General features: G+C 62.6%; 22 protein-coding genes. 1 reads left to right on the top strand and 21 read right to left on the bottom strand.

Annotation, left to right across the window (positions count from 1 at the left end; translation table 11 throughout):
• Position 1: 1 nt before the first annotated feature.
• The 16 genes from K408_RS0132300 to K408_RS41485 all read right to left on the bottom strand — a co-directional run bounded on the left by K408_RS0132300 (position 2) and on the right by K408_RS41485 (position 13,315).
• Positions 2-265 carry a VirB3 family type IV secretion system protein gene (locus K408_RS0132300; protein WP_024342620.1) on the bottom strand — a complete coding sequence of 88 codons (264 nt, stop codon included), beginning with the start codon at positions 263-265 and terminating at the stop codon, positions 2-4.
• The gene (locus K408_RS0132295; protein ID WP_024342621.1) at positions 265-591 is read right to left on the bottom strand and encodes a TrbC/VirB2 family type IV secretion system protein; all 327 of its coding nucleotides are present in this window, start codon (positions 589-591) and stop codon (positions 265-267) included. The genes K408_RS0132300 and K408_RS0132295 overlap by 1 nt, the downstream gene beginning before the upstream one ends.
• Positions 588-1,508, bottom strand: coding sequence for a P-type conjugative transfer ATPase TrbB (gene trbB, locus K408_RS0132290; RefSeq protein WP_080654970.1), 921 nt, complete (start codon positions 1,506-1,508; stop codon positions 588-590). Before trbB ends, K408_RS0132295 begins: the two co-directional genes overlap by 4 nt.
• Positions 1,509-1,753: 245 nt before the next feature.
• Positions 1,754-3,277, bottom strand: a complete 1,524-nt coding sequence (locus K408_RS0132285) for an MFS transporter (protein WP_024342623.1) — start codon at positions 3,275-3,277, stop codon at positions 1,754-1,756.
• Positions 3,168-3,830: a hypothetical protein gene (locus K408_RS0132280; protein WP_024342624.1), complete on the bottom strand. Its 663-nt coding sequence runs from the start codon at positions 3,828-3,830 to the stop codon at positions 3,168-3,170. The genes K408_RS0132285 and K408_RS0132280 overlap by 110 nt, the downstream gene beginning before the upstream one ends.
• Before the next feature lie 190 nt (positions 3,831-4,020).
• Positions 4,021-4,458, bottom strand: a complete 438-nt coding sequence (locus tag K408_RS0132275; RefSeq protein ID WP_024342625.1) for a hypothetical protein — start codon at positions 4,456-4,458, stop codon at positions 4,021-4,023.
• A 9-nt stretch (positions 4,459-4,467) separates the two neighbouring features.
• Positions 4,468-6,459: a conjugal transfer protein TraG gene (locus K408_RS0132270; RefSeq protein ID WP_024342626.1), complete on the bottom strand. Its 1,992-nt coding sequence runs from the start codon at positions 6,457-6,459 to the stop codon at positions 4,468-4,470.
• Between the two features lie 109 nt (positions 6,460-6,568).
• Positions 6,569-8,320, bottom strand: coding sequence for a relaxase/mobilization nuclease domain-containing protein (locus tag K408_RS0132265; protein ID WP_024342627.1), 1,752 nt, complete (start codon positions 8,318-8,320; stop codon positions 6,569-6,571).
• 247 nt (positions 8,321-8,567) lie between these two features.
• Entirely contained in the window at positions 8,568-9,245 is a 678-nt protein-coding gene (locus tag K408_RS0132260; protein WP_024342628.1) for a lytic transglycosylase domain-containing protein, read from the bottom strand.
• Positions 9,246-9,478: 233 nt separating this feature from the next.
• A complete protein-coding gene (locus K408_RS0132255; RefSeq protein WP_024342629.1) occupies positions 9,479-9,988 on the bottom strand; it encodes a S26 family signal peptidase in 510 nt (169 codons plus the stop codon).
• The gene (locus K408_RS0132250; RefSeq protein WP_024342630.1) at positions 9,985-10,449 is read right to left on the bottom strand and encodes a DUF2840 domain-containing protein; all 465 of its coding nucleotides are present in this window, start codon (positions 10,447-10,449) and stop codon (positions 9,985-9,987) included. The genes K408_RS0132255 and K408_RS0132250 overlap by 4 nt, the downstream gene beginning before the upstream one ends.
• Positions 10,450-10,789: 340 nt before the next feature.
• Positions 10,790-11,692, bottom strand: coding sequence for a replication initiator protein A (locus tag K408_RS0132245; RefSeq protein ID WP_024342631.1), 903 nt, complete (start codon positions 11,690-11,692; stop codon positions 10,790-10,792).
• 2 nt (positions 11,693-11,694) lie between these two features.
• On the bottom strand, positions 11,695-11,973 hold the full coding sequence (locus tag K408_RS0132240; RefSeq protein ID WP_024342632.1) for a helix-turn-helix transcriptional regulator: 279 nt from the start codon (positions 11,971-11,973) through the stop codon (positions 11,695-11,697).
• Between the two features lie 149 nt (positions 11,974-12,122).
• On the bottom strand, positions 12,123-12,644 hold the full coding sequence (locus K408_RS0132235) for a DUF2285 domain-containing protein (protein ID WP_024342633.1): 522 nt from the start codon (positions 12,642-12,644) through the stop codon (positions 12,123-12,125).
• A 58-nt stretch (positions 12,645-12,702) separates the two neighbouring features.
• Positions 12,703-12,843, bottom strand: a complete 141-nt coding sequence (locus K408_RS43710; RefSeq protein WP_245265951.1) for a transcriptional regulator domain-containing protein — start codon at positions 12,841-12,843, stop codon at positions 12,703-12,705.
• Positions 12,844-13,033: 190 nt separating this feature from the next.
• The gene (locus K408_RS41485) at positions 13,034-13,315 is read right to left on the bottom strand and encodes a DNA -binding domain-containing protein (RefSeq protein WP_080654972.1); all 282 of its coding nucleotides are present in this window, start codon (positions 13,313-13,315) and stop codon (positions 13,034-13,036) included.
• Positions 13,316-13,526: 211 nt separating this feature from the next.
• Between K408_RS41485 and K408_RS39385 the strand changes: the two genes are divergently transcribed.
• Positions 13,527-13,781: a helix-turn-helix domain-containing protein gene (locus tag K408_RS39385; protein WP_035698740.1), complete on the top strand. Its 255-nt coding sequence runs from the start codon at positions 13,527-13,529 to the stop codon at positions 13,779-13,781.
• A gap of 293 nt (positions 13,782-14,074) precedes the next feature.
• Here K408_RS39385 and K408_RS0132225 read toward each other — a convergent pair whose 3' ends face one another.
• The 5 genes from K408_RS0132225 to K408_RS0132205 form a co-directional block, all read right to left on the bottom strand.
• Entirely contained in the window at positions 14,075-14,395 is a 321-nt protein-coding gene (locus K408_RS0132225) for a DUF736 domain-containing protein (RefSeq protein ID WP_024342635.1), read from the bottom strand.
• A 552-nt stretch (positions 14,396-14,947) separates the two neighbouring features.
• Complete coding sequence (locus K408_RS0132220) at positions 14,948-15,430, bottom strand: hypothetical protein (RefSeq protein ID WP_024342636.1); 483 nt, start codon at positions 15,428-15,430, stop codon at positions 14,948-14,950.
• 142 nt (positions 15,431-15,572) lie between these two features.
• Positions 15,573-16,496, bottom strand: coding sequence for a DUF2493 domain-containing protein (locus K408_RS0132215; RefSeq protein WP_024342637.1), 924 nt, complete (start codon positions 16,494-16,496; stop codon positions 15,573-15,575).
• A 330-nt stretch (positions 16,497-16,826) separates the two neighbouring features.
• Positions 16,827-17,888 (bottom strand): DUF7146 domain-containing protein, encoded by a 1,062-nt coding sequence (locus tag K408_RS0132210; protein WP_024342638.1) that lies wholly within the window; start codon positions 17,886-17,888, stop codon positions 16,827-16,829.
• Complete coding sequence (locus K408_RS0132205; RefSeq protein ID WP_024342639.1) at positions 17,888-22,207, bottom strand: strawberry notch-like NTP hydrolase domain-containing protein; 4,320 nt, start codon at positions 22,205-22,207, stop codon at positions 17,888-17,890. The genes K408_RS0132210 and K408_RS0132205 overlap by 1 nt, the downstream gene beginning before the upstream one ends.
• Between the last annotated feature and the right edge of the window lie 99 nt (positions 22,208-22,306).

Here is a 22,306-nt window from a genome sequence, read left to right as displayed (position 1 = left end):
CTCACAGGCTGAGGTGACCGGGGAAGCGGACGTGCCGGCGCACGACCTCGACGAAGGCCGGATCGCGCTTTGTGGCCCATACGGCGACCATGTGGCCGACGAACCAGAGGAGAAGCCCTGCCAGCCAAAGGCGCAGGCCGAGGCCAAGCGCCGCGGCCAAGGTGCTGTTAATGATGGCGACCGAACGCGGCGCACCGCCCATCAGGATCGGCTCCGTCAAGGCCCGGTGCACGGGCGCGACAAAGCCTGTGATCTGCCCTTCCATCAGATCACCACGCCGCCGCCGAATGAGAAGAACGAAAGGAAGAAGCTCGAGGCGGCAAAGGCGATCGACAAGCCGAACACGATCTGGACCAGGCGGCGGAAACCGCCCGATGTGTCGCCGAATGCCAGCGACAGCCCGGTCACGATGATGATGATGACGGCGATGATCTTTGCGACTGGGCCCTCAACCGACTGCAGGATCTGATTGAGGGGTTGCTCCCACGGCATGTTGGAGCCCGCGGCCCACGCGGGAACAGCAACTAGGTAGTACCCGGTGAATGCTGCAGTCGAAAGAATGATCTTTCCGCAAAACGAATGCGAATTCATGGTTGGTCTCCCATTGGTAAGAGGCTGTAATCGCCGGAGGGTCCAAGCCCGGTTACACCGGCCAGTTCTGCAAGCCGGCGATCGGCACCACGGCCGACGAGCACGGCGATAACGTTGATGGTTTCGGCGATGAGAGCGCGTGGTACCGTGACGACGGCTTCCTGGATGAGCTGCTCGAGCCGGCGTAATGCGCCGAGAGCTGTACCGGCATGGATCGTGCCAATACCGCCGGGATGCCCCGTGCCCCAGGCTTTGAGAAGGTCAAGCGCTTCCGCCCCGCGGACTTCCCCGATCGGAATACGGTCAGGCCGCAGCCGCAGCGACGAGCGCACGAGATCGGAGAGCGAGATCACACCATCCCGCGTACGCAAGGCGACGAGGTTCGGCGCCTTGCACTGAAGCTCTCGTGTATCTTCGATGAGAACGACGCGATCGGCAGTCTTGGCGACTTCCGCAAGCAGCGCGTTTGTCAGCGTCGTCTTGCCGGTCGAGGTGCCGCCGGCGACCAATATGTTCTTCCGAGCAATGACGGCCGCGCGTAGCGCAACGGCTTGGTCCGAGGCCATGATCCCAGCCGCGACGTAGTCATCGAGCGAGAACACGGCGACGGCGGGTTTGCGGATCGCGAATGCGGGAGCCGCGACGACCGGCGGCAGCAAGCCTTCGAAGCGTTCACCCGTCTCGGGCAACTCGGCCGATACGCGCGGCGCGCCGGCGTGGACCTCATGGCCAACATGATGCGCAACCAGCCGGACGATGCGCTCCCCATCGGAAGCGGACAGGCTCTCGCCGGTATCTATGAGGCCGTTTGATAGCCGGTCGATCCACAACCGGCCATCGGGGTTGAGCATCACCTCAACGATCGACGGATCTTCCAGAAAGCGTGCAATGGCGGGGCCAAGCGCTGTGCGCAGCATTCGCGCCCCACGCGAGGTTGCCTCCGACTGAAGAGAATGGATTGGCACCGCCGTCCCCCAACAACTGAGGACAAATCAAGCGCCTCAGATGGGGATCATTAGAAAAAGCAGGAGACCGATCAGTTCAACGAGAGGCTCACTGCGTTCGTAGGCTGGCGTAGAGAAAGAAAGATTGAGCAAGATGCCCGAGAGAGGGCGCGCACGAGCTATGCCGTATGCAAGACAAGCGCCCGTGCGGGATGGCGCTACCATTCCGCACACTCGTGCGCTTCCATGATCGAGATTTCGATAGGTGGAATGATTGCTTCAACCGCGTCCTCATGTCCTGAGCGGTGATGCAAGAGGGTTCTGACGATCCACCCACCCAATTCTCGAATCCAGGGAACGCTAAACCAAGCCAGGGCCGCGGCCTGAACCGCAACGCTCAACCCAAAGGCAACCTGATAGGCTATCAGCGGATAGTGCCCATCTTGAACGGGCCATTGCTGCAATATGAATCCAGTTCCGGATTGAATCGCGAAGGCCCATCCGAAATGCAAGAGATTCAGGCAGCCATTCGCTCGCGCGGCGAGCTCGGTTGGAAAGTATTCTGCTATCGTCGCGTAGCTGAGGACAGTGGCGGCGCCGACGACGGAAACCACCGACCATGGCAGCATCGACGGGACCGGCAGACGCAGGATTAGCGCGAGCTCGGCCAAGACGAACGATAGCGCCACCAGCGCCAGCAGCGTTTCCGAACCGATGCCACGTCTTCGCAACCGGTCGGCAATCGTGCCTAGGAGCCACGCGCCGACGCATATGCCGACCGTCATGGCGAACAATTGGGTGACCAAAGCTTCGCGGTTCAGTCCCTCGACGTCCGTGAGCCACGGCGCGGCCCACAATGCCTGCAACGACCAGGCCGACCCAACACAGCTCGCGGAAAGCGGTGCAATTTGCCAGAACCGTCGATTTGTGAAGATCACTTCCAGTCGGAGCCCTGCCGGTGGTGCTTGCTGTGCGATCTTTCTCTCTGGGACGGCTAGAAAGATCAAAAGGGCGGCTGCAAGCGTTGTAATCGCCAAAACCTCGAATATTCCACGCCAACCCGCCGAGCTCAGCAGCCATTCGGCAGGTCGGGTTGACGTCACCGCTCCCAAAGCACCCAGCATGATCATGTAGCCGTTCATCAGCGCGACCCGCTCTCTGGGAAACCAGAGAACGATTGCTTTCAGCCCAGCCATCAATGCTGCCGCGACGCCGAGTCCAATCAATGCGCGGGCGAGCATGAGCGACACGAATCCGCTTGAAGCACCGAACAGCGCGGCCCCTAGGGCCGCGACCAGCAATAGCGCGCTCTGAACCCGGCGCGGACCAAAGCGATCCAACAGGATTCCGATTGGAATCTGGGCTGCCCCGAAGCTCAGGAAATACACCGACGTCAGCAGCCCAAGACTGCCGGCGTCCAAACCCAGGTCGGCCGATAGAGGTTCAGAAATGAGCGTATTGATGGTGCGAAACAGGTAGGAAAGGAAGTAGCCTGCCGCAAAAGGCAGAAAAACGCTGAATATCAGCCGCCATTTTGGAAGTCGCCTCGCGGCACTTGCTTCGACGATTGCAGATGCGGCAGATGGGACCAGCGGGACCTGGCCTGCCCTCCTTCTGGCCGCCTCAGTCGAGTCAGCAGAAGGCGTTTGGCAAATTTCGAAAGTTGGGGTTGCTGCCGTCCTCCTGGACGGCAGCCATTTGCTTGGATTCCGCGTCTGGGGCGACGTCGCAAAGGACGTCATTCTGATCTTCTGAACGATCGGGCACGGCCCCCCCATCTCTCTCAGGCGGAGAGACCGTGCGCTCACTCATGCTGAGACCGGCGATTGTCTCCCGCATCAGCGGTTGGCTCGCGCGCACGCGTCGGTCAACCTGCTCGGCCAGGGCTTTGAACCGCCGGTAACCCAGCACACACGCGTCGCGCTGCTGCGATGGCGGCATCGGGGGTGTCACCGTGAGGTGATAACGGACGTGCAGCGCGACCGTCTCGGCGATGATCGCAATTTCGCTCTCCAGGCGTTCAATTTGATCGCCGATCCGATGGAGGGCCTCATGAACCATGCCTTCCACCGGCGGAGCCGGATTCAGGAACCGTTCGAGAGCGGCCTCCACGATCATGCTCTTGCCCGCACCCGGCTGGCCGGTTGCCGCTTCCAAGCGCTCGAAAATCGTCTCGGAGAGCTGAACACTGACTTTTCTGGTTCGAGGAGTCTCACTCGGAATCGGCGAGGCGGTCGCCTCAATTTGATCCAAACTCAAGCTGACCTGTCCATCGCGTTCGCCGTCGACCGTCACGATCTTCGCTCCCCATGCAACTGAATCGATCGGAGCCGCGGCACTCGCAATCAGCGAGGCGAGATCCGATCATCGAAAAGCCGTCTTGAACGGCGGCAGGATGACAGAAGGGACAGTCCCGCTTTTGCTTCAACCGCACAGGCATCGATGTCGTAGTGTGGCGTAGCGAAAGAAAGAATCGGCGGACCAATCAGGCGGGATCAGGTTTGTCGGCCGACCCAACGCGCGGCTCGACGTCCAAGGTGAGTTCCTGCGCGAGGCTCTGGCCTCTGGCGAGCCGCCGGCCCAAAGCTTCAATGAAGCCTTCATAGCGCTCGCGTCCTTTGGCCTGTGCAGCAGGTTGTGCGGTATCCGGCAAAGGCGGCGTCGCCGTCAGCCAGAAGCGGACGAACAGCGCCAGCGCTTCATTCGAGATCGTCACGTGACGCTCGAGGCGCTCGACCTGGCGTGTCAGCCGGTCCAACCGTCGGCCGAGGGCCGCTTCCATGCGCTCGGAGCCATCCGGGGAGAGGAATGATGACAGTGCCGATTCGACAACGAGGACCTGTGGCACCCGCTTCCGGTTGGCATAATCCGCCAACTGGCTGGCGAGATCGGGGGGCAGGCGAAATGTATGCTTGGTCCGCATCAAGTCACCTTAGAGATCAAGGCCATCGTCGGGATCCAGCGCCGCCTGGCGGGCTACGCCCGCCGCCGCCCTGCGCAGTTCGCCTGCACGCTGGATGTCATCATCGGAATCCTCGTCGGTAAATTCGAACTCGGTCTTCGCGGGAATCGGATCTGGCGCCACATCTTCATGCACGGGAAGCTCCGGCTCCCGCCTGATGCCACCATTGGCGGGATCGTCTATGGATCCACCTTGAACCTTCGGCTTCTGCATGTTGCGCGGGGTGACCGGCAGGGGCAACTTGCTCCAGTCATCCTCCGCAGGCAAAACACGGCTCTCTGCCCCGCTTGACGTGGCCGGCGGAAGCACCCGCTCGCGAAACCGCAAGTCTTCGTAATAGCGCGCCTTTTTTGCGCGGATCGGGGGGCACCCCGAAATCAGAACCAATTCATCGTCCGGCGGCAATTGCATCACCTCGCCCGGCGTCAAAAGCGGACGTGCCGTCTCCTGCCGCGACACCATGAGGTGACCAAGCCACGGGCTCAACCTATGGCCGGCATAGTTCTTCATAGCGCGCAATTCGGTTGCGGTTCCCAGCGCCTCCGACACGCGTCGCGCGGTCCGTTCGTCATTGGTGGCGAAGGACACGCGGACATGGCAGTTGTCCAGGATCGAATTGTTCGGGCCATAGGCCTTCTCGATCTGGTTGAGTGACTGTGCGATCAAGAAACTCTTAAGCCCGTAGCCGGCCATGAACGCGAGCGCCGACTCGAAGAAGTCCAACCTACCTAGGGCCGGAAACTCGTCGAGCATCAGCAGCACACAATGCCGGCGTCCCTTGGCATTCAAATCTTCCGTCAAGCGGCGGCCGATCTGGTTGAGGATCAGCCGCACGAGCGGCTTGGTCCGGCTGATGTCGGATGGCGGTACGACGAGGTAGAGCGTTGTCGGCTGGTCTGCCTCCACCAGGTCACGGATCCGCCAGTCGCTGTGGCGCGTCACCTGCGCCACAACTGGATCGCGGTAGAGCCCAAGGAATGACATCGCGGTTGAAAGCACGCCAGAGCGTTCGTTTTCGCTCTTGTTCAGGAGCTCGCGAGCAGCAGACGCGATAACCGGGTGAACGCCGGCATCACCCATATGAGCCGCCGACATCATCGCGCGCAAGGTTGCCTCGATCGGGCGCTTGGGATCCGACAGGAATTTTGCGACGCCAGCCAGGGTCTTGTCCTGCTCGGCATAAAGGACGTGCAGGATCGCACCGACGAGCAGGGAATGGCTGGTCTTCTCCCAATGGCTACGCCGTTCCAGGGCGCCTTCCGGATCGACCAACACGTCGGCGATGTTCTGGACGTCCCGAACTTCCCATTCGCCGCGACGGACCTCCAGGAGGGGATTGTACGCCGCCGAGTTGCGGTTGATGGGATCAAACAGCACTACCTTTCCATGGCGGGCACGGAAGCCGGAGGTCAGATGCCAATTCTCGCCCTTGATGTCATGGACGATGCAACTGCCCGGCCATGTCAGAAGCGTCGGTACCACGAGGCCGACGCCCTTGCCCGACCGCGTCGGTGCGAAGCAGAGCACATGCTCGGGGCCGTCGTGTCGCAGGTAGTTGCGATCAAAGCGACCGAGGACGACACCGTCTGGGCCCAAGAGCTGGGCGCTACGGATTTCATTCTGTAGCGCCCACCGGGCAGAGCCATAGGTAGCTGCGGTCTGCGCCTCCTGCGCCCGCCAAATCGACATTGCAAAGGCGACGACGATCGAGATCACCCCGCCGGACGCCGCGATGCAGGCGCCCTCGACGAAGATTTTAGGGGCATAGGCATCGTATGCATACCACCACCAGAAGAAGGCGGGCGGAAGGTAGATGGGCATGCCGAGCTCAAACCAGGGGGACCCAAGTCGCGGCTGAAATCCCAACCTCCAGGCAACCCATTGCGTCGCTGCCCACGTGGAGATGAGCACGATGGCAAGGACAAGCGTGATCTGGCCCCAAAGCACTTTTGTCGTCGACATGGCCGGGATGCAGCAAAGTCGTCGCCTGGCATCAAGTACGAGGCGCCCGCGAGGGTACGTTGTGCGGTCGCCTCGCGGAATTCGGACAGATCTGATCCTGCCGACGCCGCTAGAGGCCCAGTCCGCGCTTACGACCGAAATCCCAATCGATCCTGCCGCCTGGCATCATGACGCCTGTCACCTGCTTTCCGAGATGCTGCTCCAAGGCTGGCCGCCACGGCACGAGCTGAAAACCGAGCCCATCATCGATCATGGCAAAGCGCCCCGAGGCGAGGCTCGCTCGTTGCCTGTAGATGCCGGAAATAGAATCGCCCTCAGCAGCCAAACGGTGGTCAAGCCCCGTTTCGGCCCCAAGCTTGGCACCGGCCTCCTGCAACTCCCGACGCCGCAACGTCGCGAGCAAGTCGCGTGCGAACACCACGCGCTGCCCATGCCGGCGGGCCAGCCCCTCCTCCACGAGATGATCGATGCGCGCTTCCATTGCCTCCCGCACCTCGGCACCAAAACCGGCGCGGCTGAGCGGCGGATCCTTGGTAAGGAGCTGGCGGTCGAGCCAAGTGCTGCCCCTCGCCGCCACCTGCTCTTCGATGGACATATCCGATCGGATCGCGAGTGACACGTGCCGGCGTCCGTTCGCATCATCATAGAGGCGCGCCTCGACGATGGCGCCGGCCGGCGCATCGCCGGTCATGTCGATATCGCCAAAGCGCAGGTGGTGCGTGCGTCCGTCGACGCTGGCGACAATCGCGTAAGCGGTGCCTTTAAGCTCATCGTCGAGCCCGCGTTGGACAAGGCGGCCAAGAATCGGATCTGTTGGCTCGTTGCCGTGCAGGGCAAAGGTGCTGACGTCTGGCTCGCGACCGTTACCAGTCAAGGCTTGGTGCATCGTCTTGATGATGTCACCGCGCATGCCTAGCTGACGAAGTGTCTGTTCAAGACCAGGTTTCAGGGTCCAACAAGCCGGGCCGGCAGGCTCTGCCAGGCCGAGGCGCTCAAGCTTGCCCGCCCTGCCGATCAATAGCCGGCGCAATTCGGGATCTTCAACATCTTGGCTCAGCCTAAGGTCTGCCACGCCGCCGGACGCGTCGGAGACGTCGCGTAGCGCCCGGTCGAGGCCGGTCCAGCGCTCCGCATTCACCTCCCGTTCGAGGCTCGTGCGAATTTCCATCTCACTGCGAGGGCCGAGCTCAAGAGTGACGCGGTCGGCCGCGCGATCGCGAAAACCGCGGCTGATGTACTCGCGGCTAATGACAAGGTCCTGACCATCATCGGCACGCCCACGGATGAGAACATGGACATGCGGATTGTCCGTATTCCAGTGATCTACCGCGATCCAGTCGAGCCTGGTTCCGAGATCCTTCTCGACGTCGCGCATCAGCTCACGCGTGAACGCCTTGAGGTCACCGAGCGCGGCCCCGTCTTCCGGCGAAACGATGAACCTGAAATGATGGCGATCATCTTCGCAGCGTGCGGCGAAGGCACGCTCGTCCGCCGTATCGGAGGCCGCGTCAAACATACGGGGGTCTTCGCCATCGCGCGTGACGCCATCGCGCTTGAGATACGCGAGGTGCTTGGGTAGCGGCGCAGATCGAAAGCGCGAGCCCTTGTGACGCACGACGCGTGCTTTCGTCACCACGCGCCGGGCATTCGAGCGCAGGCGGATCGCGGCCGCCGCGCGTCGGCCCCGCCCGAACTGGGAGCGGCTGCGCACCTGGCTTGATCGGAAACTGTTGCCGACATGCCCCGCTCTCTTTGCGGACCGCATCACCTCGCCGACAAAGGTCTGCGGACGTTTGCCGCCGCGGTTGCCGTGGTGGATGCGTCCGGGGCGAATGCGGAGATCGTCGTCGCGCGCCTTCACGGCCAAAAACCTTGCTCTTTCGTAGACGTCTGGCGCGAGAAGCGTTGATTTCGTTCGATGAATCGCCAAAAGCGCCGGCAGGATGCATCGGCAGCATGACCAAATCCTCGAACCCAACCAACCACATAGGCCGAACCGACGGCCGGCCTTTTCCCTTGCCATCTCCGGTCGGCTAACCCCTGCGCTCTCCCTTCCATTCTCCAATGCGCGAAAACTTGCGACTGCCTTCGACCGCATGCGATTGCACTCATCGGAATCGCGCCTCACTAGCTCTCTGCACAAACAGACCCGCCTCGCGCGGGACCAGCATGGATGCATTCGTCGTGGACGAGACCCTGGAGGAAGGCAGGATGTTCGCGGGCGGCGCAAATCGGGCGTCAAAGGAAGGTGCGCGGGACCGCTCGACAAAGAGCGGTCCCTCCTGCCAAGAAGCAAATCGTTTGACGGCCGTGGTGCCGCGCTCGCGTTGTTCATCGCGAATTAGCGGTGCGAGTTTCGCGACGTAGGTCTGTGTTTCCTCCGGAAGCGGCTTGCCTGTGGTCAAGTGCTCCAAGTAGCGGCGCGGCCCTGCATTGTAAGCCGCAAGGAACCCCTCCAATCCGAAGCGGTCGAGCATCTCTCGAAGGTACGCGGTACCTGCCAAGATGTTGTCGCGCGGATCAAAGGGATCGATACCGAGCTGGTAACGGACGCTCAGTTCGACCCAGGTGTCCGGCATGATTTGCATCAGACCGAGTGCGCCTCGGGGTGATACTGCGCGCGTGTTCCAGCCACTCTCGACCTCGATGACGGTGCGGATCCAATGCTCCGGGATCGCAAACTGATGGAACGCTTCCGTGACGAATGCCGCATAGGTAGCGGCCTTCGAGATGCTGTGTGACGGTGCGACTGACTTCTCCAATTCAGCAGCATCAATTGTCTGCATTGGCAGTACGATCGTCAGCAATATTGCTATAACGCATGAAACGGCGCTGATCGTCTGTAGGCAAGCGGTCGTGCTAGGGGTTGGCTGGGTTAACGTGCCCTTATGGCGATGTAGCCAACGTCGTCGCCCCCCGCCGAGCCCCATGGTTTTCACAGAAGCGGCCGGGATGGAAGATTGACGCCGCGACCGGCCGAGCGGAGGAATGGCTGACCGATGTACAATTAAGAACAAACTCATTCCTCCTTCGTCCACACGGGAAGTGCATGTCCAATGACCGCGGATGCCGGCACGGGACCGAAGTAGCGGCCATCGAACGAGTCCGGGGACTGCCAGTTCATGAGAAAGATTTCATCGGCGGCGACCACGCGGCATCCGCGCCAGACCGGCAACGGGCGTCCGCGGCCGTCGCGCTCGCGGGCCTCGCCCACCTCGATGCTGTCGACGGTCACTGTGAAGCCGGTTCGGCAGATGGTTTGTCCCGGGAGCGCCAGGACGCGCTTGAGCATGGGAACACCAACGGGCAGATAGCCGTTCAGATCCAGGAAGCTCGCCAGCGGCTCGGGGGGTCGAACCACGACGAGTTCGGTGACGACCAATCGTTCCGCAGGCCGCACACGATAGAGACCAATCGGTACGCTCTGCGAGGCATTCCAGATGTAGAGCGGCGACTTGGCCTGGATCGAGAACAGCACAAGAGCTGCCGTCGCAGACGTCACAAGAAGGAGCTTCAGCCGACTCTTCATGGCGCAACCCTCCGCCGATGCAGCCATGCCTGGTGGCGGGAACGGGTGTAGATCCGCGGCGCCTCGTTGACCGAGAGACGGTTGTGGACGTGATGCCAATAGTCGGGGGCCACGTCGGAGGGATGGATGCCGAGCGCCTCCACCGTATCGATCAATTGCAGTGCGCGTTCGACTCTCGGCCAACCTGACAATCGTAGCAGACTGTCGCCGCCAGGATTGATCCAGGGCACGGTCGAGTAACGCTGCCCGGTCCGCACCGCGCGCAGGATATCGATGCGCGACAAGACAGTTCCGAAGTCATTGGATGTCCAGCGCACGAACGCGAAAATGCTGCCGGGCGCGAACGAGAGGACGCGGCGGTGACGGTCAACGATCTTTTCTGATACCGGACGGCCGAACCGGATCCGGTTTTCTATCCGCTTCTGGAGCCACAAGAGCTCAACAGTCGTGAGGTCGTTCACCTTGGGGCTCCATGCTGCTGAGGGGTACCGCGGCGGGTGTAGAGTTCGCCACAAAGTTTTGGTATCGGCCGGAACGTGGCAGCGAGATCATGCTGACGATCGGCGAGTGGTGGCATTGGCGATCGCCAGGTGGCGGCGCGCTTCGCTATCGTCCCCTTCGCAATCGCCGTTCGATTGTCAGGGTCCGTTAGAAAGACTCCGGAGGATTCCAGGTTAGTAGGGTTACGAGAGCGGGAAGGCCTTGCGCGGCAGGGCGTTATTGGCGATTCCGGTCCCCGATGGCACGAGGATCGGGTCCCCGATGGCACGAGAATGTTGGTCCCCGATAGCACGAGAAAATTCACAGGTTGTCCCCCGGACGAGGAACGAGCCCGCGCTTGCGCAGTCGCTCGGCAAAAGAATCGACCAGGACTGGCGCGAAGTTCAGCCGCTCCGCGCCATTCAGGTCATGCGTGATGACAAGCTGGTAGCCTGGCAGCGTCTGGCGGTGGACGATCTGGCGCAGGTCGTACGCAAAATGTTTGAGCGGCGACAAGCTGCCGGATTTGGCGTGGAGGTGCACGAAATCGAAGCTCCAACCGCCTGCCTGACGACCGCCATGCTTGCGCACAAGACGATAGAGCCAGCGCTCGAGTCCGCCGGTCAGATCGAAATAGGCGCGGTCGATTGTCAGCACGAGCGCTTCGTTCAAGACGCCGGAGTAGAACCAATCCGGTAGAATCAGTTCGAGTCCTCTGGCGTGGCCGTGCATGTCAGCCGTCTCTTTCCATTCATTGATCCAGGAGAAGCGATGCCGCCGGCGCTCCGTCGGTTGACGAATGGACGTCATTACCGTGGTCGATTGCAGCCGGTCGAGTGCTGCCTTGAGGCGGTCGTAGTCGCGCACACTCGTACCGCGGCCGACAAAGGTCAGGATTTCGTATGGCGTGGCGGCCATCAGCCGGGACGTCTTCAGGCCGGCATCGCGGGCTTCGACAATCTGCGAGGCGGCCCAAATCAGGACGTCGGCGTCCCAGATCGTCGCCATGCCGTGTTCCGGCACGGCCTCGACGCGGATCGAGATGGTGCCTGCGCGAAAGTCGATGGGGGCGATCCGCTTCGATTTAGCGAGCGAAAAGAACGGATAGGCCATCAGGTCCTGCGCGTCGCGCGGGGCCAGATCTCCGGGGAGAGTGCGAAACAGATCGAGTTGATCGCGCTCCGAATGGCGCCGCTGATGCGCAGACGACTTGCTGTCCGACATGGTCAGCGCCGCTCCTTGCCCGCATAAGGAATGGGCCTTTGCCGTTTGGCCGGTGAGACGGTGCCGATGCCGGGATCGCTGGTTGACGTCTTGGCGCCGCGGTCGACCCATGCCTTGAGATCATCGACGGCATAGACGACGCGACCGCCGAGCTTTCGATAGGTTGGGCCAGTACCGTAGGTGCGGTGCTTTTCCAGCGTGCGGCCGGATAAACCCAGAAAGCGCGCGGCTTCCGGCGTGCGCAGGTATCGCGGCGGTAAGCCGGCGTTCGGGTCGGGCATTTGAGAGGCTCCGAGATCGTGTGGAGCGCGGACGAGTTCGGCCGCGCGTCGACGGTCATGATCGCGGAGTAGAGGGGCGCAGGGGGATGCCGAAGATGCGAGGGGTCGATTTCGATACCCCGAGGATTGAAGGAGAGCGAGACGCGCCTTTAGCGTTCTTTGCGACTGTCGCGCAGCAATGCGCGATAGCCGCCCCGCATCAGAGCCAGGCCGGTTTGAACCAGGCGGATGGTCCGGCTGCGCAGATCATGGGTTTTCCAGGCGCGGCTGGGAATCCTATATTTGCCAAACAAGCCCTCCGCGATCTCGCGATAGCTATTTCCTTGCGTCCATCCATCCAGCGCACGTATGGCAAGCGTAAGCCGCTGCCGACGCTGCAAAGATAGCGGGGGAACAGAAGGCCCGATGGGGCGCTCCTCGAGAGCCGACCAGAACCGATGCGCCGCCTGCAAGCGAATGTCGAAATCGGCGTCGAGCCGCAATTCGACGGCAATTGATGCGCCGCTGGCCGGCAGTTCCGGTAGCCACAGGCGATGAATCGCGCCTCCAAGCGGCACGACGGCGTGCCATCCGTCTGAGGCGCGGCGAACCTCGCCAGCCGCAAGTCTGTCGAGCGAAAGAGCATGCGGCCTGGCGACCACCGAAGCGTCAGCCCCGCGGATCTGTAACACGGCCGGCAGGGCCTCAGGCGCCCAGAAGATTGCTTGTCTGTCGAAAGATTTTTTCGGATCAGCTGCGAAAAGACAGCCCCCATTGCTGCCGGAGGCGGTCGTTTATTCCGCTCCCCTTTAGGGCGCGATAATCTCTTTCGTAGTCACCATTACGTCGGAGCCACTCCCAGGCCACGTCCACGGCTTCAGCCTTCTCCATGTTTGCGTAGGCTTCCCGTGATCTCCAATCAAACCCTGACATCGTGCTGTTGTCCCCACCGCTCTAACGATGAGGGATTGCAACACGACAATTGTGACCATTTCTAGTTGCACTCATTCGCTCGCCCAATAGCGCGATTTGATTTTGCAATCGGATGTCAACAAGTCGTCATGTTTGTTTCAAACGGCCTTCATTTTTCATTTCTCGGCCATCCACGGCGGAGCAAATGACGATAGCCTTGGCTCGTCACCCATTTTGCACGAGCTAGATGACTCTCGAAAGCGCGGCGAGCGCGAGCCGGCTCAAGATCAGGATCCATGTTCAAAACGAGACGCGCGACTTCGCGCCAGTCGGCGTTATCTGCGTCGGCATCGAGAAGGCGCATATACGTGACGGCGTGTTGCTCGTCATACGGCGTCAGCGCCGGCTCGTTGGGCGCCAAATCGGAAACCACGGGATCAAGCGGCGGCACTGCTGAAACTCCTATTGGTCTAGAAGCTTCGATTGGGCGAATGCTAGCTGCACTTGAGCCATCTTCGTACTCATTAGCCCGAGCGGTCTACAGAATTTGTGCGCTTCAGAGATTAAATAATTGTTCGAATGGCGCGCCCCCAAGGTCCACCCGAACGATTGTAGAGAATACTCCGTGGAGGAATACTCTTCAAGGCGCTGCCCTCTCGGTCATGAACATCCGAGAGGTACTGGCGCTGAACTTGAGAAAGCTTCGACGAGCGCGTCGCTTGTCGCAGGAGGAACTGGCCCATCGCGCGGAAATCGACCGTACCTATATCAGCTCGCTCGAACGAAGCGTGTATTCGGCAGGGATTGACGTCGTGGACAGGCTAGCCAAAGTTCTTGGCGTCGAAGCATCAGATCTGCTGAAGCGTCCCACGCCTGAGGGCCGAAAGGGGCGACATTCCTCCTGCGCCGAAAAGTAGCTCTCGTGCCCTTGCTGGCCGGCCGGCGACCAGACGAGCCCGCAGGCGAACGCGACCGTGCTCTGATTCGGGTTAGCAGGTTGGGCGATGCAAGTGTCTTTTAGCGGGAAGCAATTGATGCCCTCCTGCGGCATGAGCCGGAAGGAGAGGAATTCGCACTCCGCCCGATAGCTGACGCGATTGTTGGACGAGCGTGTATCGCGGCGTCGACGCGGTGCTTCGCGGGTCTACCAAGCCTGAACAAGCGAAAGCCCCGCCCGAACGGATCGGGCGGGGCTTGGCAAAGCTCAGTCTCACTCGCCGTTCTTGCGCGGCCGCGACCAGAGCAGGGTGTAGCCTTCGCCGCCTTCGTCGTCGAACAGGTTCGCGTAGATCGGTGCGGTGAACGAGGGATCGTCGAGCTTGAGCGAGAGGTAGTCGCGGCCCTCTTCGGAGCGCTTCGACCATGCGGCCCCGATCTCGGCCCGGCCGACATAGACGCGGTGGCTGGGAGCGTTGTCGTTGGAGCGGTTGGGTTCGGCGACGATGCGGACGCCTTTGGCCTGCAAGCTCAGGGTGATGATCTCGCCCTGGAAATCGTTGCCGACCTTCTTGAAAGAACCGATGTTAGCCATTTCACTTCTCCTGTTGTGTTTCGAGCCCGCGACCACCGCCGCCTCGATGGCGATCTGGAGGCCGGGGACGATCGGCGACGCACCCGCTTTCCAAGGGCCGGAGCGCAGCGGAGGACGCCGTTGTGGCGACTTTCTTGTCTCGCGAGGAATGGGCGTAAGCCCAGGGGAAGAAAGTCGCAGCAACGGCGTTGCGGCTCAGACGATCGAGGCGAAGCCGGTCTTCGGCCAGATCAAGCCATCAACGAGGCCACGTGCGTCCGCGTGCTGAACCGCAAGCTCGGGAGAAGACCTGGCTTATCTCGGTAGTGCTGAACAAGAGGTCAGAACGATTCGGCGCGGAAAGAGAAACGATCGGCTGCAAAGGGCGGCATCGTCTCCGAAGGGATGATCGAGATAACGCTGCTCCGCCGTAGCTGAGTGAGCCGGGCCGAATGGCCGCGGCTTGGTCGGGGCACTCCGAGGGGGACTGCCCCCTCCCGCTCAGGGCCCGATTGTCCCTCGTTCAACGCGCCGATCTACGCAAACCTGTCCGACGACAAAGGTTGTGAACGGTCATCCCTCGCCCCTAGCGGCCGTAAGCATTGGTCGAGACGGATTCTGCACCACCCCAGCCGGCCCGAGCGGGCGGGTCTCCGCAAAAATGGTCAAGCGCGTCCACGCCGTGCCGCCAACGCAAATCGCGCCCAGGCAAGCCAAGACTTCACGCCAAGCCAGCGAAGGCACGCCGATCTGGGACAGGGCGAACACCACATGATAGCCGGCAAACGCGGCGGGAATGGCGAATGCGGTCGCGATCGCGATGCGCAAGGTCAAGGACTGAGTGACAGCGAGGGCGACCTGACCGAGGACAAGCGTCAGCGCTCCACTGGCCGTTCCGACAAGCAGCGCCGCAACAACGCCGGCACCGCTCTGAAACGCAGTCATCCCGATACTCAGTGCGACGAAAAATGGCAGGGCACACACTGCGAGCGCGAAGATCGCCCAGCAGAACAAACCAATGCCGAGTGTGTTGAGAACAAGCCCAATGGCGAGCATGGTGGTGGCTCCATGTGCATGGTTTTGCGAGTTGCGCCTTCCACCACCACCACGGCGCAAATTCCGATATAGAGCCGAAACGAGGCGGAGTTACGGCGCATGCAACTCCGCTTTGATGGTTTCGGAGGCGCGAAGACGGCGCTCACGCGCCGCCAAATTTCCAAACCGGGATGCCGATCCGCTTCGCCTTGTCGGCAAGGTTGTCCTGGATTCCCGTGCCCGGGAAGTGCAGGACGCCGATCGGCAGGAGTTCGAGCATGGTGTCATTGCGCTTGAACGGTGCCGCCTTGGCGTGTTTCGTCCAGTCGGGCTTGAAGGCGACCTGAGGTACTTTGCGGATGGTCGCCCATTTGGAGGCGATCAGCTCGGCCCCTTTCGGGGAGCCGCCGTGGAGCAGCACCATGTCGGGATGCTTGGCGTGAACCTTGTCGAGGCGGTCCCAGATGAGGTGATGGTCGTTGAAGTCGAGCCCGCCGGTGAGTGCGATCTTCGGTCCTGACGGCAACAAGACCTCGGTTTCGGCGCGGCGCTTGGCCGCGATGAAGTCGCGGGAGTCGATCATCGCTGCGGTCAACGTGCGGTGGTTCACCAGCGATCCCGATCGAGGGCGCCAGGATGAGCCGGTGTGTGTCTCAAAGCGCTCAATGGCCTGGTCGCGGAAGAGCTCCAGGCAGTTGCGCCGCTCGATCAGCGTAATGCCTTCGGCCGTCAGGCGCTCGAGTTCGACCGACCGTATTTCGGAGCCGTTCTGCTCGCGCTGGCTCTTCTGCTGCGCCTGTTCGTTGTCGTCGAGATGGCGTTCGATGCGGTCGACGGCACGATGAAACAAGCTCACGGTCGACCAGAGGAGATCGCCAAGGTCCGGCTCGAGCCGCGTGTCGCTCAACGTCGCGACCAGGGCATCGAAGATGTCGGCGACGGCTCCAGCGATGATCTTGCCCTCGGGGAGCGGCCGTGGATCAGGCTGGTCGTCGAAGGGGCGGTAACCGAAGAGCTGCAATTCGGTGAGAACGTGATCGGTTGGAGAAGAGGCATGCGGTGGCTCGATGTCATCGTGGTCGGTCATGGAGAAGGTCCTTTGCCGGATCGGCCGCGCCCATCGCGGCCTTCGTGGCGATCACTCAGACGGCGGGCGGAACGGGCCAGAACCCGAAAGGGCCGAAGCGGCAGCGGAGGATGGCGGAGGCCGGCTATTTTGCTTCGCGATGCAAAGCGCGTCGGGCTGTCGGCTAATGCTTCTTCCCATCGCCGGCGCGCGGCGGAAAATAGCCGGGCGTAGCCATTGCCGGCCCGGGCCGCTTGCCGTCCGATCGCCATCTAGAAGGCCGAGGTCGCGCCCGATTCCGGGAATGGTCTCGCTATGACCGACCTGTCGACGCCGATCGAAGCACCGGGGCTATTCCACGGCCACCGCCGACGAGTGCAGGAAGCGGGCGACGTCCTCTGGCACGAGTTGAAGCCGCAACGCTGCTCGCAGCGCCCCGAGACCGAAGATATGCAGATCTTCGTTGAAGTCGCCCAGCCGGGGCGACAATGCGATCACTTCAACGCCGACGGCTTCCGCGCGCTGGGTGAGAGTCGCCTGTACCGCATCTCCGGCGGCATCGGCGTCGCGGGCGATATAGAGCCGACGCAGGCCAGACGGCAGCAACATGGCAGAGAGGTGATTGGCCGAGAGCGCAGCAGTCATCGGCAAGGTCGGGAGTACGTTACGCAGCGACAACATGGTCTCGATACCCTCGCCGGCGGCGAGCACGTCGTCCACCACGCCAAAGCGAACAGCGTTGCCAAGCAGATCGCCCATAGCCCGTCGTGGTGTGTCGATTGGAGCCTTGCCGAGCCGCACGCGATCAAAACCGTCTGGATCGAGCCAGGTGCGGTGAACGCCGGTGATCCGTCCCTCAAGGTCGGTGACGCAGGCAATCATCGCCGGCCAGGTTTCGGTCGGCAAGTGCTCGTCCGGTCGATAGTAGCAACGAGGGTGGAAGCGCAGGCTGCCGCCATGGTTGATGCGGGCTATTCCGCGGCGCTGCAAATACGTTTCGACCATCGTCCCCTCAATTGGGCTGGATATCGCAAAGAGCCGACGGGCGGCTTTCTGCGATCCGACCGGCGCAAGCGAACGAACGGGTTTCGAGGCCAGCTGCGGCTCAGGACGAGGCAGCTTCAGAAACCGCCTCGCTTCCTCGGTGACCTCGCTAAAGTCGCGCAAACCCCGGCATTCGCGAATGATGTCGAGGAGGTCGCCATGCTCGCCGGTCGCAGCGTCAGTCCACTTTCCGGCGGGGCCCTTAGATGATTCCTGGAGCCGCACGAACATCGAGCGCCCCGGCGTGTTATGGACGTCTCCGACCACCCAATATCGCCCCGCGCGCTTGCCGTTGGAGAGATAGTGTCGGCACACCGCCTCGGCTTCGTGCGCGAGGCGGCGGACCAGTTCGGAGGCATCGCGGGACATCACGCGGCCTCCCGCTCACTGATACGCGCAACCGGATAGGTCTCGAGCACCTTCGACAGGATCTCGACGCCGCTTGCGTCCGTGGGCACGAACATGCGCAGCTTCCAGGAGATGATCTCGCCAAAGAGCCCGTAAGCGCGGAGGCGATCGCGCATCGTGTCGTTGAATCCCGACAGCTCGATGCGGTATGCGCCCATGACCCGGACGCGCCGAAGCTGGAGCCCCTCCGCGAGGTCGAGGACGGTCCGTCCTTCCATTAGCCCGCCAAAGGCAACCTCCGGCGTCAGCGAAGGCGCGTCCGCGGCAAGGGCGTTTGCGACCCAGATCGCAGAAACCTTGCGGCCGATGATGCGCTCGCCCGTGTCGGTCTGAAGCCGATAGACGCGCGTCGATTCGTTCGGCAACCGCTTCCAGATGGGGAGCAGCAAGCCGGCCACGACATGGATCGTGCTTTCCGTGTACTCGGGCACCTCGGCAAGCTCCGCCAGCCAGGCCGCGGCGAAGCGTTCGCGATCCGCTTCAACCCAATGGCTCTCCATCATCATGTTCAAGGGGACCTGGTGCTGTTCCATAGGCCGGATCAGGCGGACGCGGCGCTCGATCTCACCGTCGTCGAGCATGACGCTCGGGGCCGGGACCTGCACGGCGGCCCGTCCGGAGTGCTCGTTGATCAGCAGGACAGCATGATTGGAACGACGAGCAAGGGCGTCATCCAAACCAACAGGATGGTTGCGCTGGCGCTGGGTTATGCTGAGCAACCGTGTCTCGGCACGCGTGCGCGGATGGACATAAATCGTCCGCCGGCCGCTGACGACAAAGCTCTCGGCGCGGAGCGTTTCCAACCCGACGTCGTAGGTGCCGGATGCGACCGCGCCCTCGATGCGAGCAGTCAACAGCTGCTCGAAGGCGGTGAACAGCACATTCTGCAGGCCGATGGTGAGCGCCAACAACCTGTTCAGGAAGGTCGTGATCGGCGGCAGGTCATCCCTGAGCCCATTGGCATCTGTCAGCTTCAGGCCGGTGGCATCCTCGAACCGTTCGAGCGAGCATCCGTCGACCTTGCCTCGGACGAGCAACGTGTAGAGTTGACGCAACGCGTCACGCCCGTACTGGCTTTCGAGATTGTCCTCGGGCCGGAACAGGCCCTGCCCGCCGGTCTGGCGTTGGCCGCGTGTAATCGCCCCCAATGTGTCGAGCCGGCGCGCAATGGTGCTGAGAAAGCGCTTCTCGGCCTTCACATCGGTCGCAATGGGACGGAACAGCGGCGGCTGCGCCTGATTGGTCCGGTTCGTGCGGCCGAGGCCCTGAATCGCGGCGTCCGCCTTCCAGCCGGGCTCGAGCAGGTAGTGAACCCGCAAACGGCGATTCCGCGCCGACAGTTCGGCATGGTAGCTCCTCCCCGTACCGCCCGCGTCGGAGAACACGAGGATGCGCTTGACGTCGTCCATGAAGGCTGAGGTCTCGGCGAGGTTGGCCGAACCGGCCCGATTTTCGACCACCAACCGGTCGTCCTTGCGAACGACGCGGCGCGAGCGGCCGGTCACCTCGGCGACCATGTCGGTGCCGAAGCGCTGAATGACCTGATCGAGCGCGCCAGGCACGGGCGGCAGCGAGGCGAGTTTTTCGATGAGGCGGTCACGCCGGGCGACAGCTTCCCTGCTCTCGACCGGCTGGCCGTCGCGATAGACAGGCCGAGAACAGAGATTGCCCTCCTGGTCGGTGAACGGTTCGTAGAGCTGGACCGGGAAGGAATGGGCGAGATAGTCGAGCACATACTCGCGCGGGGTGATGTCGACCTGGATGTCGCCCCACTCCTCGGTCGGGATCTCGGCGAGCCGGCGCTCCAAGAGCGCTTCGCCCGTCGACACGATCTGGATGACGGCGGCATGGCCGGCGTCGAGATCGCGGTCGATCGATCGGATGAGCGACGGCGTCTTCATCGAGGTCAGCAGATGACCGAAGAAGCGCTGTTTGGCGCTCTCGAAGGCGGATCGGGCCGCGGATTTTGCCTGCCCGTTCAGCGTTCCGGTTTCGCCGGTGATGTTGGCGGCCCGCATCGCCGCGTCGAGATTATTATGGATGATGCTGAACGCATCGGCATAGGCGTCGTAGATGCGAACCTGCTCCGGTGTAAGCTGGTGTTCGACGAGTTCGTACTCGACGCCCTCATAGGACAATGAACGGGCCGCGTAGAGACCGAGCGCCTTGAGGTCGCGCGCCAGCACCTCCATCGCCGCAACCCCACCCTCCTCGATCGCTTCAACGAACTCGGCCCGCGTGGCAAACGGGAAATCGGCGCCGCCCCAAAGGCCAAGGCGTTGGGCATAAGCGAGGTTGTGGACCGTGGTTGCGCCTGTCGCCGACACATAAACCACGCGAGCATTCGGCAAGGCGTGCTGGAGCCTCAGGCCCGCGCGCCCCTGCTGAGAGGCCGCCTGGTCACCCCGCTCGCCCCTGCCCCCGACCGCATTCTGCATGGCGTGGCTCTCGTCGAAAACGATCAGTCCGTCGAAATCGGAGCCCAACCATTCAACGATCTGCCCGACGCGCGAAAGCTTCTCGCCACGCTCGTCGGTGCGTAGCGTGGCGTAGGTGGCAAAAAGGATGCCTTCCGAAAGCCGGATCGGTGTGCCCTGGCGAAACCGGGACAGAGGCGTAACGAGCAGCCGCTCCATGCCGAGCGCGGACCAATCGCGTTGCGCGTCTTCGATCAGCTTGTCGGATTTGCTGATCCAGACCGCACAGCGGCGGCCCTTCAGCCAATTGTCGAGCAGGATGCCGGCGACCTGCCGACCCTTGCCAGCGCCGGTGCCGTCGCCCAAGAACCAGCCGCGGCGAAAGCGGACGGCATTCGCTGCGTCGTCGCGCGCGGCGGCCACAACGTCAAAGGTCGCGTCGACCGTCCAGGAGCCCGCCAAGAATTCGGAATGCGCCTCGCCGGCATAAATGACGCTCTCGAGTTGGGCCTCGGACAGAACTCCATCTGCCACCAGGGTTGCAGGCAGATGCGGACGGTAGGACGGCTTCGGTGGCGCAACGGACGCCATCGCCGCCGACTGCACGAGCTTGGTCGGATGTGCGCACGATCCGGGAATACGGATCGACTGCAATCCGTACTCCTCATAGAGCGCATCGGTAAGGCGGGCGCCTTCCGGCGGCGACCATTCGACCGTCTCGTACGTGAGTACGACGCCATTTGGCGCTGCGCTTTCCGAGGTGGACGACAGACAAGATGCGGAAGCGCCCGCCGATCGGGGCATTGCGGGGCGCCTAATGACGCCGGCTACGACCGGCGCGGCGACGGGCAGCCTCGGGGGCACATGCAGGGCTACCCAATTGAGCAAGGTGGCGACATCGCCGGCCATGCCTTGCGAGGCAGGAAACGCCTTCGGATCGGCAGCGGCCAACTTATCGATGACGAGCAGCCTCGTGTCCGTCTGAGTGCCGTGCTTGGCGTAGACGGCGCCGTCGATCGCGGCAGAAAACACCACCCGTCCGCGTTCCTGGAGCCGCACAAAGGCCTCGGTCCATGCCGGGTTATCCGGCGCAAGGCCTGCGCCAGCGATGGCGACGAGGCGTCCACCGTCGCAAAGACGCGCGAGCGCCGAAGCGATGTGCCGGAAAGCCGCGTCCGCCATCCGTCGATCGACATTCGCCACCGCGGAAAACGGCGGGTTCATCAGGACGACGCTCGGTACGACACTCGCGTCGAGGTGATCATCGATTTGCGCGGCGTCGAACCGCGTGACTTTAACGTTGGCGAACAGATGATCGAGCAGCGCCGCGCGGCCTTCGGCCAACTCGTTCAACATCAGAGAGCCGCCGGCGAGTTCGGCAAGGATGGCGAGCAAGCCGATCCCCGCGGAGGGCTCCAGAACGCGGTCGGCAGGCGTAATACCGGCTGCAGTGCATGCGGCCAGCCCAAGCGGGATTGGCGTCGAGAATTGCTGAAGTGCCTGACTGTCCTCGGAACGCCGCGTATGGGTCGGCAGACAGCTCACGATTTTCGCGAGCATCGGCAGCATCGCGGCCGTTGAGCCAGCCTTGGCGCGCATGGCCGGGCCGAACTTGCGAAGGAATAGAACGGTTGCTGCCTCGCAGACGTCATAGGCGGTCTTCCAGTTCCAGGCGCCGGTCGCGTCCGAGGCGCCGAAGGCAGCCTCCATGGCGCCACGCAGGACAGCGGCATCGATGCGACGGCCGCGCTCGAGGTCAGTCATGAGCTGTCGGGCGGCCCTGAGGGCGGCAGAGGTGAGAGTAGCAGCGGCACGCATCGAGAGCGGCGCGGCGGCAGCGCCGCCGGCGAGAGATTCGGTCATGACAGGATTTCTCAGGAGAGCAGGAACGGGTCGAACCGCCCGGCGCTCTCCTTAAGACCACGGCGATTCAAACCCTTCCCGGCCCAGCTCTCCCTCTCA

Origin of the sequence: Bradyrhizobium sp. in8p8 (assembly GCF_000426845.1) — a bacterium.
GTDB classification, from domain to species: Bacteria; Pseudomonadota; Alphaproteobacteria; order Rhizobiales; family Xanthobacteraceae; genus Bradyrhizobium; species Bradyrhizobium japonicum_C.
Note: the sequence above shows the minus strand (reverse complement) of the source record. Positions and strands in the feature narration are given on the sequence as shown.

What these genes read in the sequence shown, in the direction of transcription:
- K408_RS0132300 (WP_024342620.1), bottom strand. Translation starts at nt 265, where the DNA reads ATGGAAGGGCAGATCACAGGCTTTGTCGCGCCCGTGCACCGGGCCTTG.
- K408_RS0132295 (WP_024342621.1), bottom strand. Translation starts at nt 591, where the DNA reads ATGAATTCGCATTCGTTTTGCGGAAAGATCATTCTTTCGACTGCAGCA.
- trbB (WP_080654970.1), bottom strand. Translation starts at nt 1,508, where the DNA reads ATGCTGCGCACAGCGCTTGGCCCCGCCATTGCACGCTTTCTGGAAGAT.
- K408_RS0132285 (WP_024342623.1), bottom strand. Translation starts at nt 3,277, where the DNA reads ATGACGTCCTTTGCGACGTCGCCCCAGACGCGGAATCCAAGCAAATGG.
- K408_RS0132275 (WP_024342625.1), bottom strand. Translation starts at nt 4,458, where the DNA reads ATGCGGACCAAGCATACATTTCGCCTGCCCCCCGATCTCGCCAGCCAG.
- K408_RS0132270 (WP_024342626.1), bottom strand. Translation starts at nt 6,459, where the DNA reads ATGTCGACGACAAAAGTGCTTTGGGGCCAGATCACGCTTGTCCTTGCC.
- K408_RS0132260 (WP_024342628.1), bottom strand. Translation starts at nt 9,245, where the DNA reads ATGCAGACAATTGATGCTGCTGAATTGGAGAAGTCAGTCGCACCGTCA.
- K408_RS0132255 (WP_024342629.1), bottom strand. Translation starts at nt 9,988, where the DNA reads ATGAAGAGTCGGCTGAAGCTCCTTCTTGTGACGTCTGCGACGGCAGCT.
- K408_RS0132245 (WP_024342631.1), bottom strand. Translation starts at nt 11,692, where the DNA reads ATGTCGGACAGCAAGTCGTCTGCGCATCAGCGGCGCCATTCGGAGCGC.
- K408_RS0132240 (WP_024342632.1), bottom strand. Translation starts at nt 11,973, where the DNA reads ATGCCCGACCCGAACGCCGGCTTACCGCCGCGATACCTGCGCACGCCG.
- K408_RS43710 (WP_245265951.1), bottom strand. Translation starts at nt 12,843, where the DNA reads ATGGAGAAGGCTGAAGCCGTGGACGTGGCCTGGGAGTGGCTCCGACGT.
- K408_RS39385 (WP_035698740.1), top strand. Translation starts at nt 13,527, where the DNA reads ATGAACATCCGAGAGGTACTGGCGCTGAACTTGAGAAAGCTTCGACGA.
- K408_RS0132225 (WP_024342635.1), bottom strand. Translation starts at nt 14,395, where the DNA reads ATGGCTAACATCGGTTCTTTCAAGAAGGTCGGCAACGATTTCCAGGGC.
- K408_RS0132220 (WP_024342636.1), bottom strand. Translation starts at nt 15,430, where the DNA reads ATGCTCGCCATTGGGCTTGTTCTCAACACACTCGGCATTGGTTTGTTC.
- K408_RS0132215 (WP_024342637.1), bottom strand. Translation starts at nt 16,496, where the DNA reads ATGACCGACCACGATGACATCGAGCCACCGCATGCCTCTTCTCCAACC.
- K408_RS0132210 (WP_024342638.1), bottom strand. Translation starts at nt 17,888, where the DNA reads ATGTCCCGCGATGCCTCCGAACTGGTCCGCCGCCTCGCGCACGAAGCC.
- K408_RS0132205 (WP_024342639.1), bottom strand. Translation starts at nt 22,207, where the DNA reads ATGACCGAATCTCTCGCCGGCGGCGCTGCCGCCGCGCCGCTCTCGATG.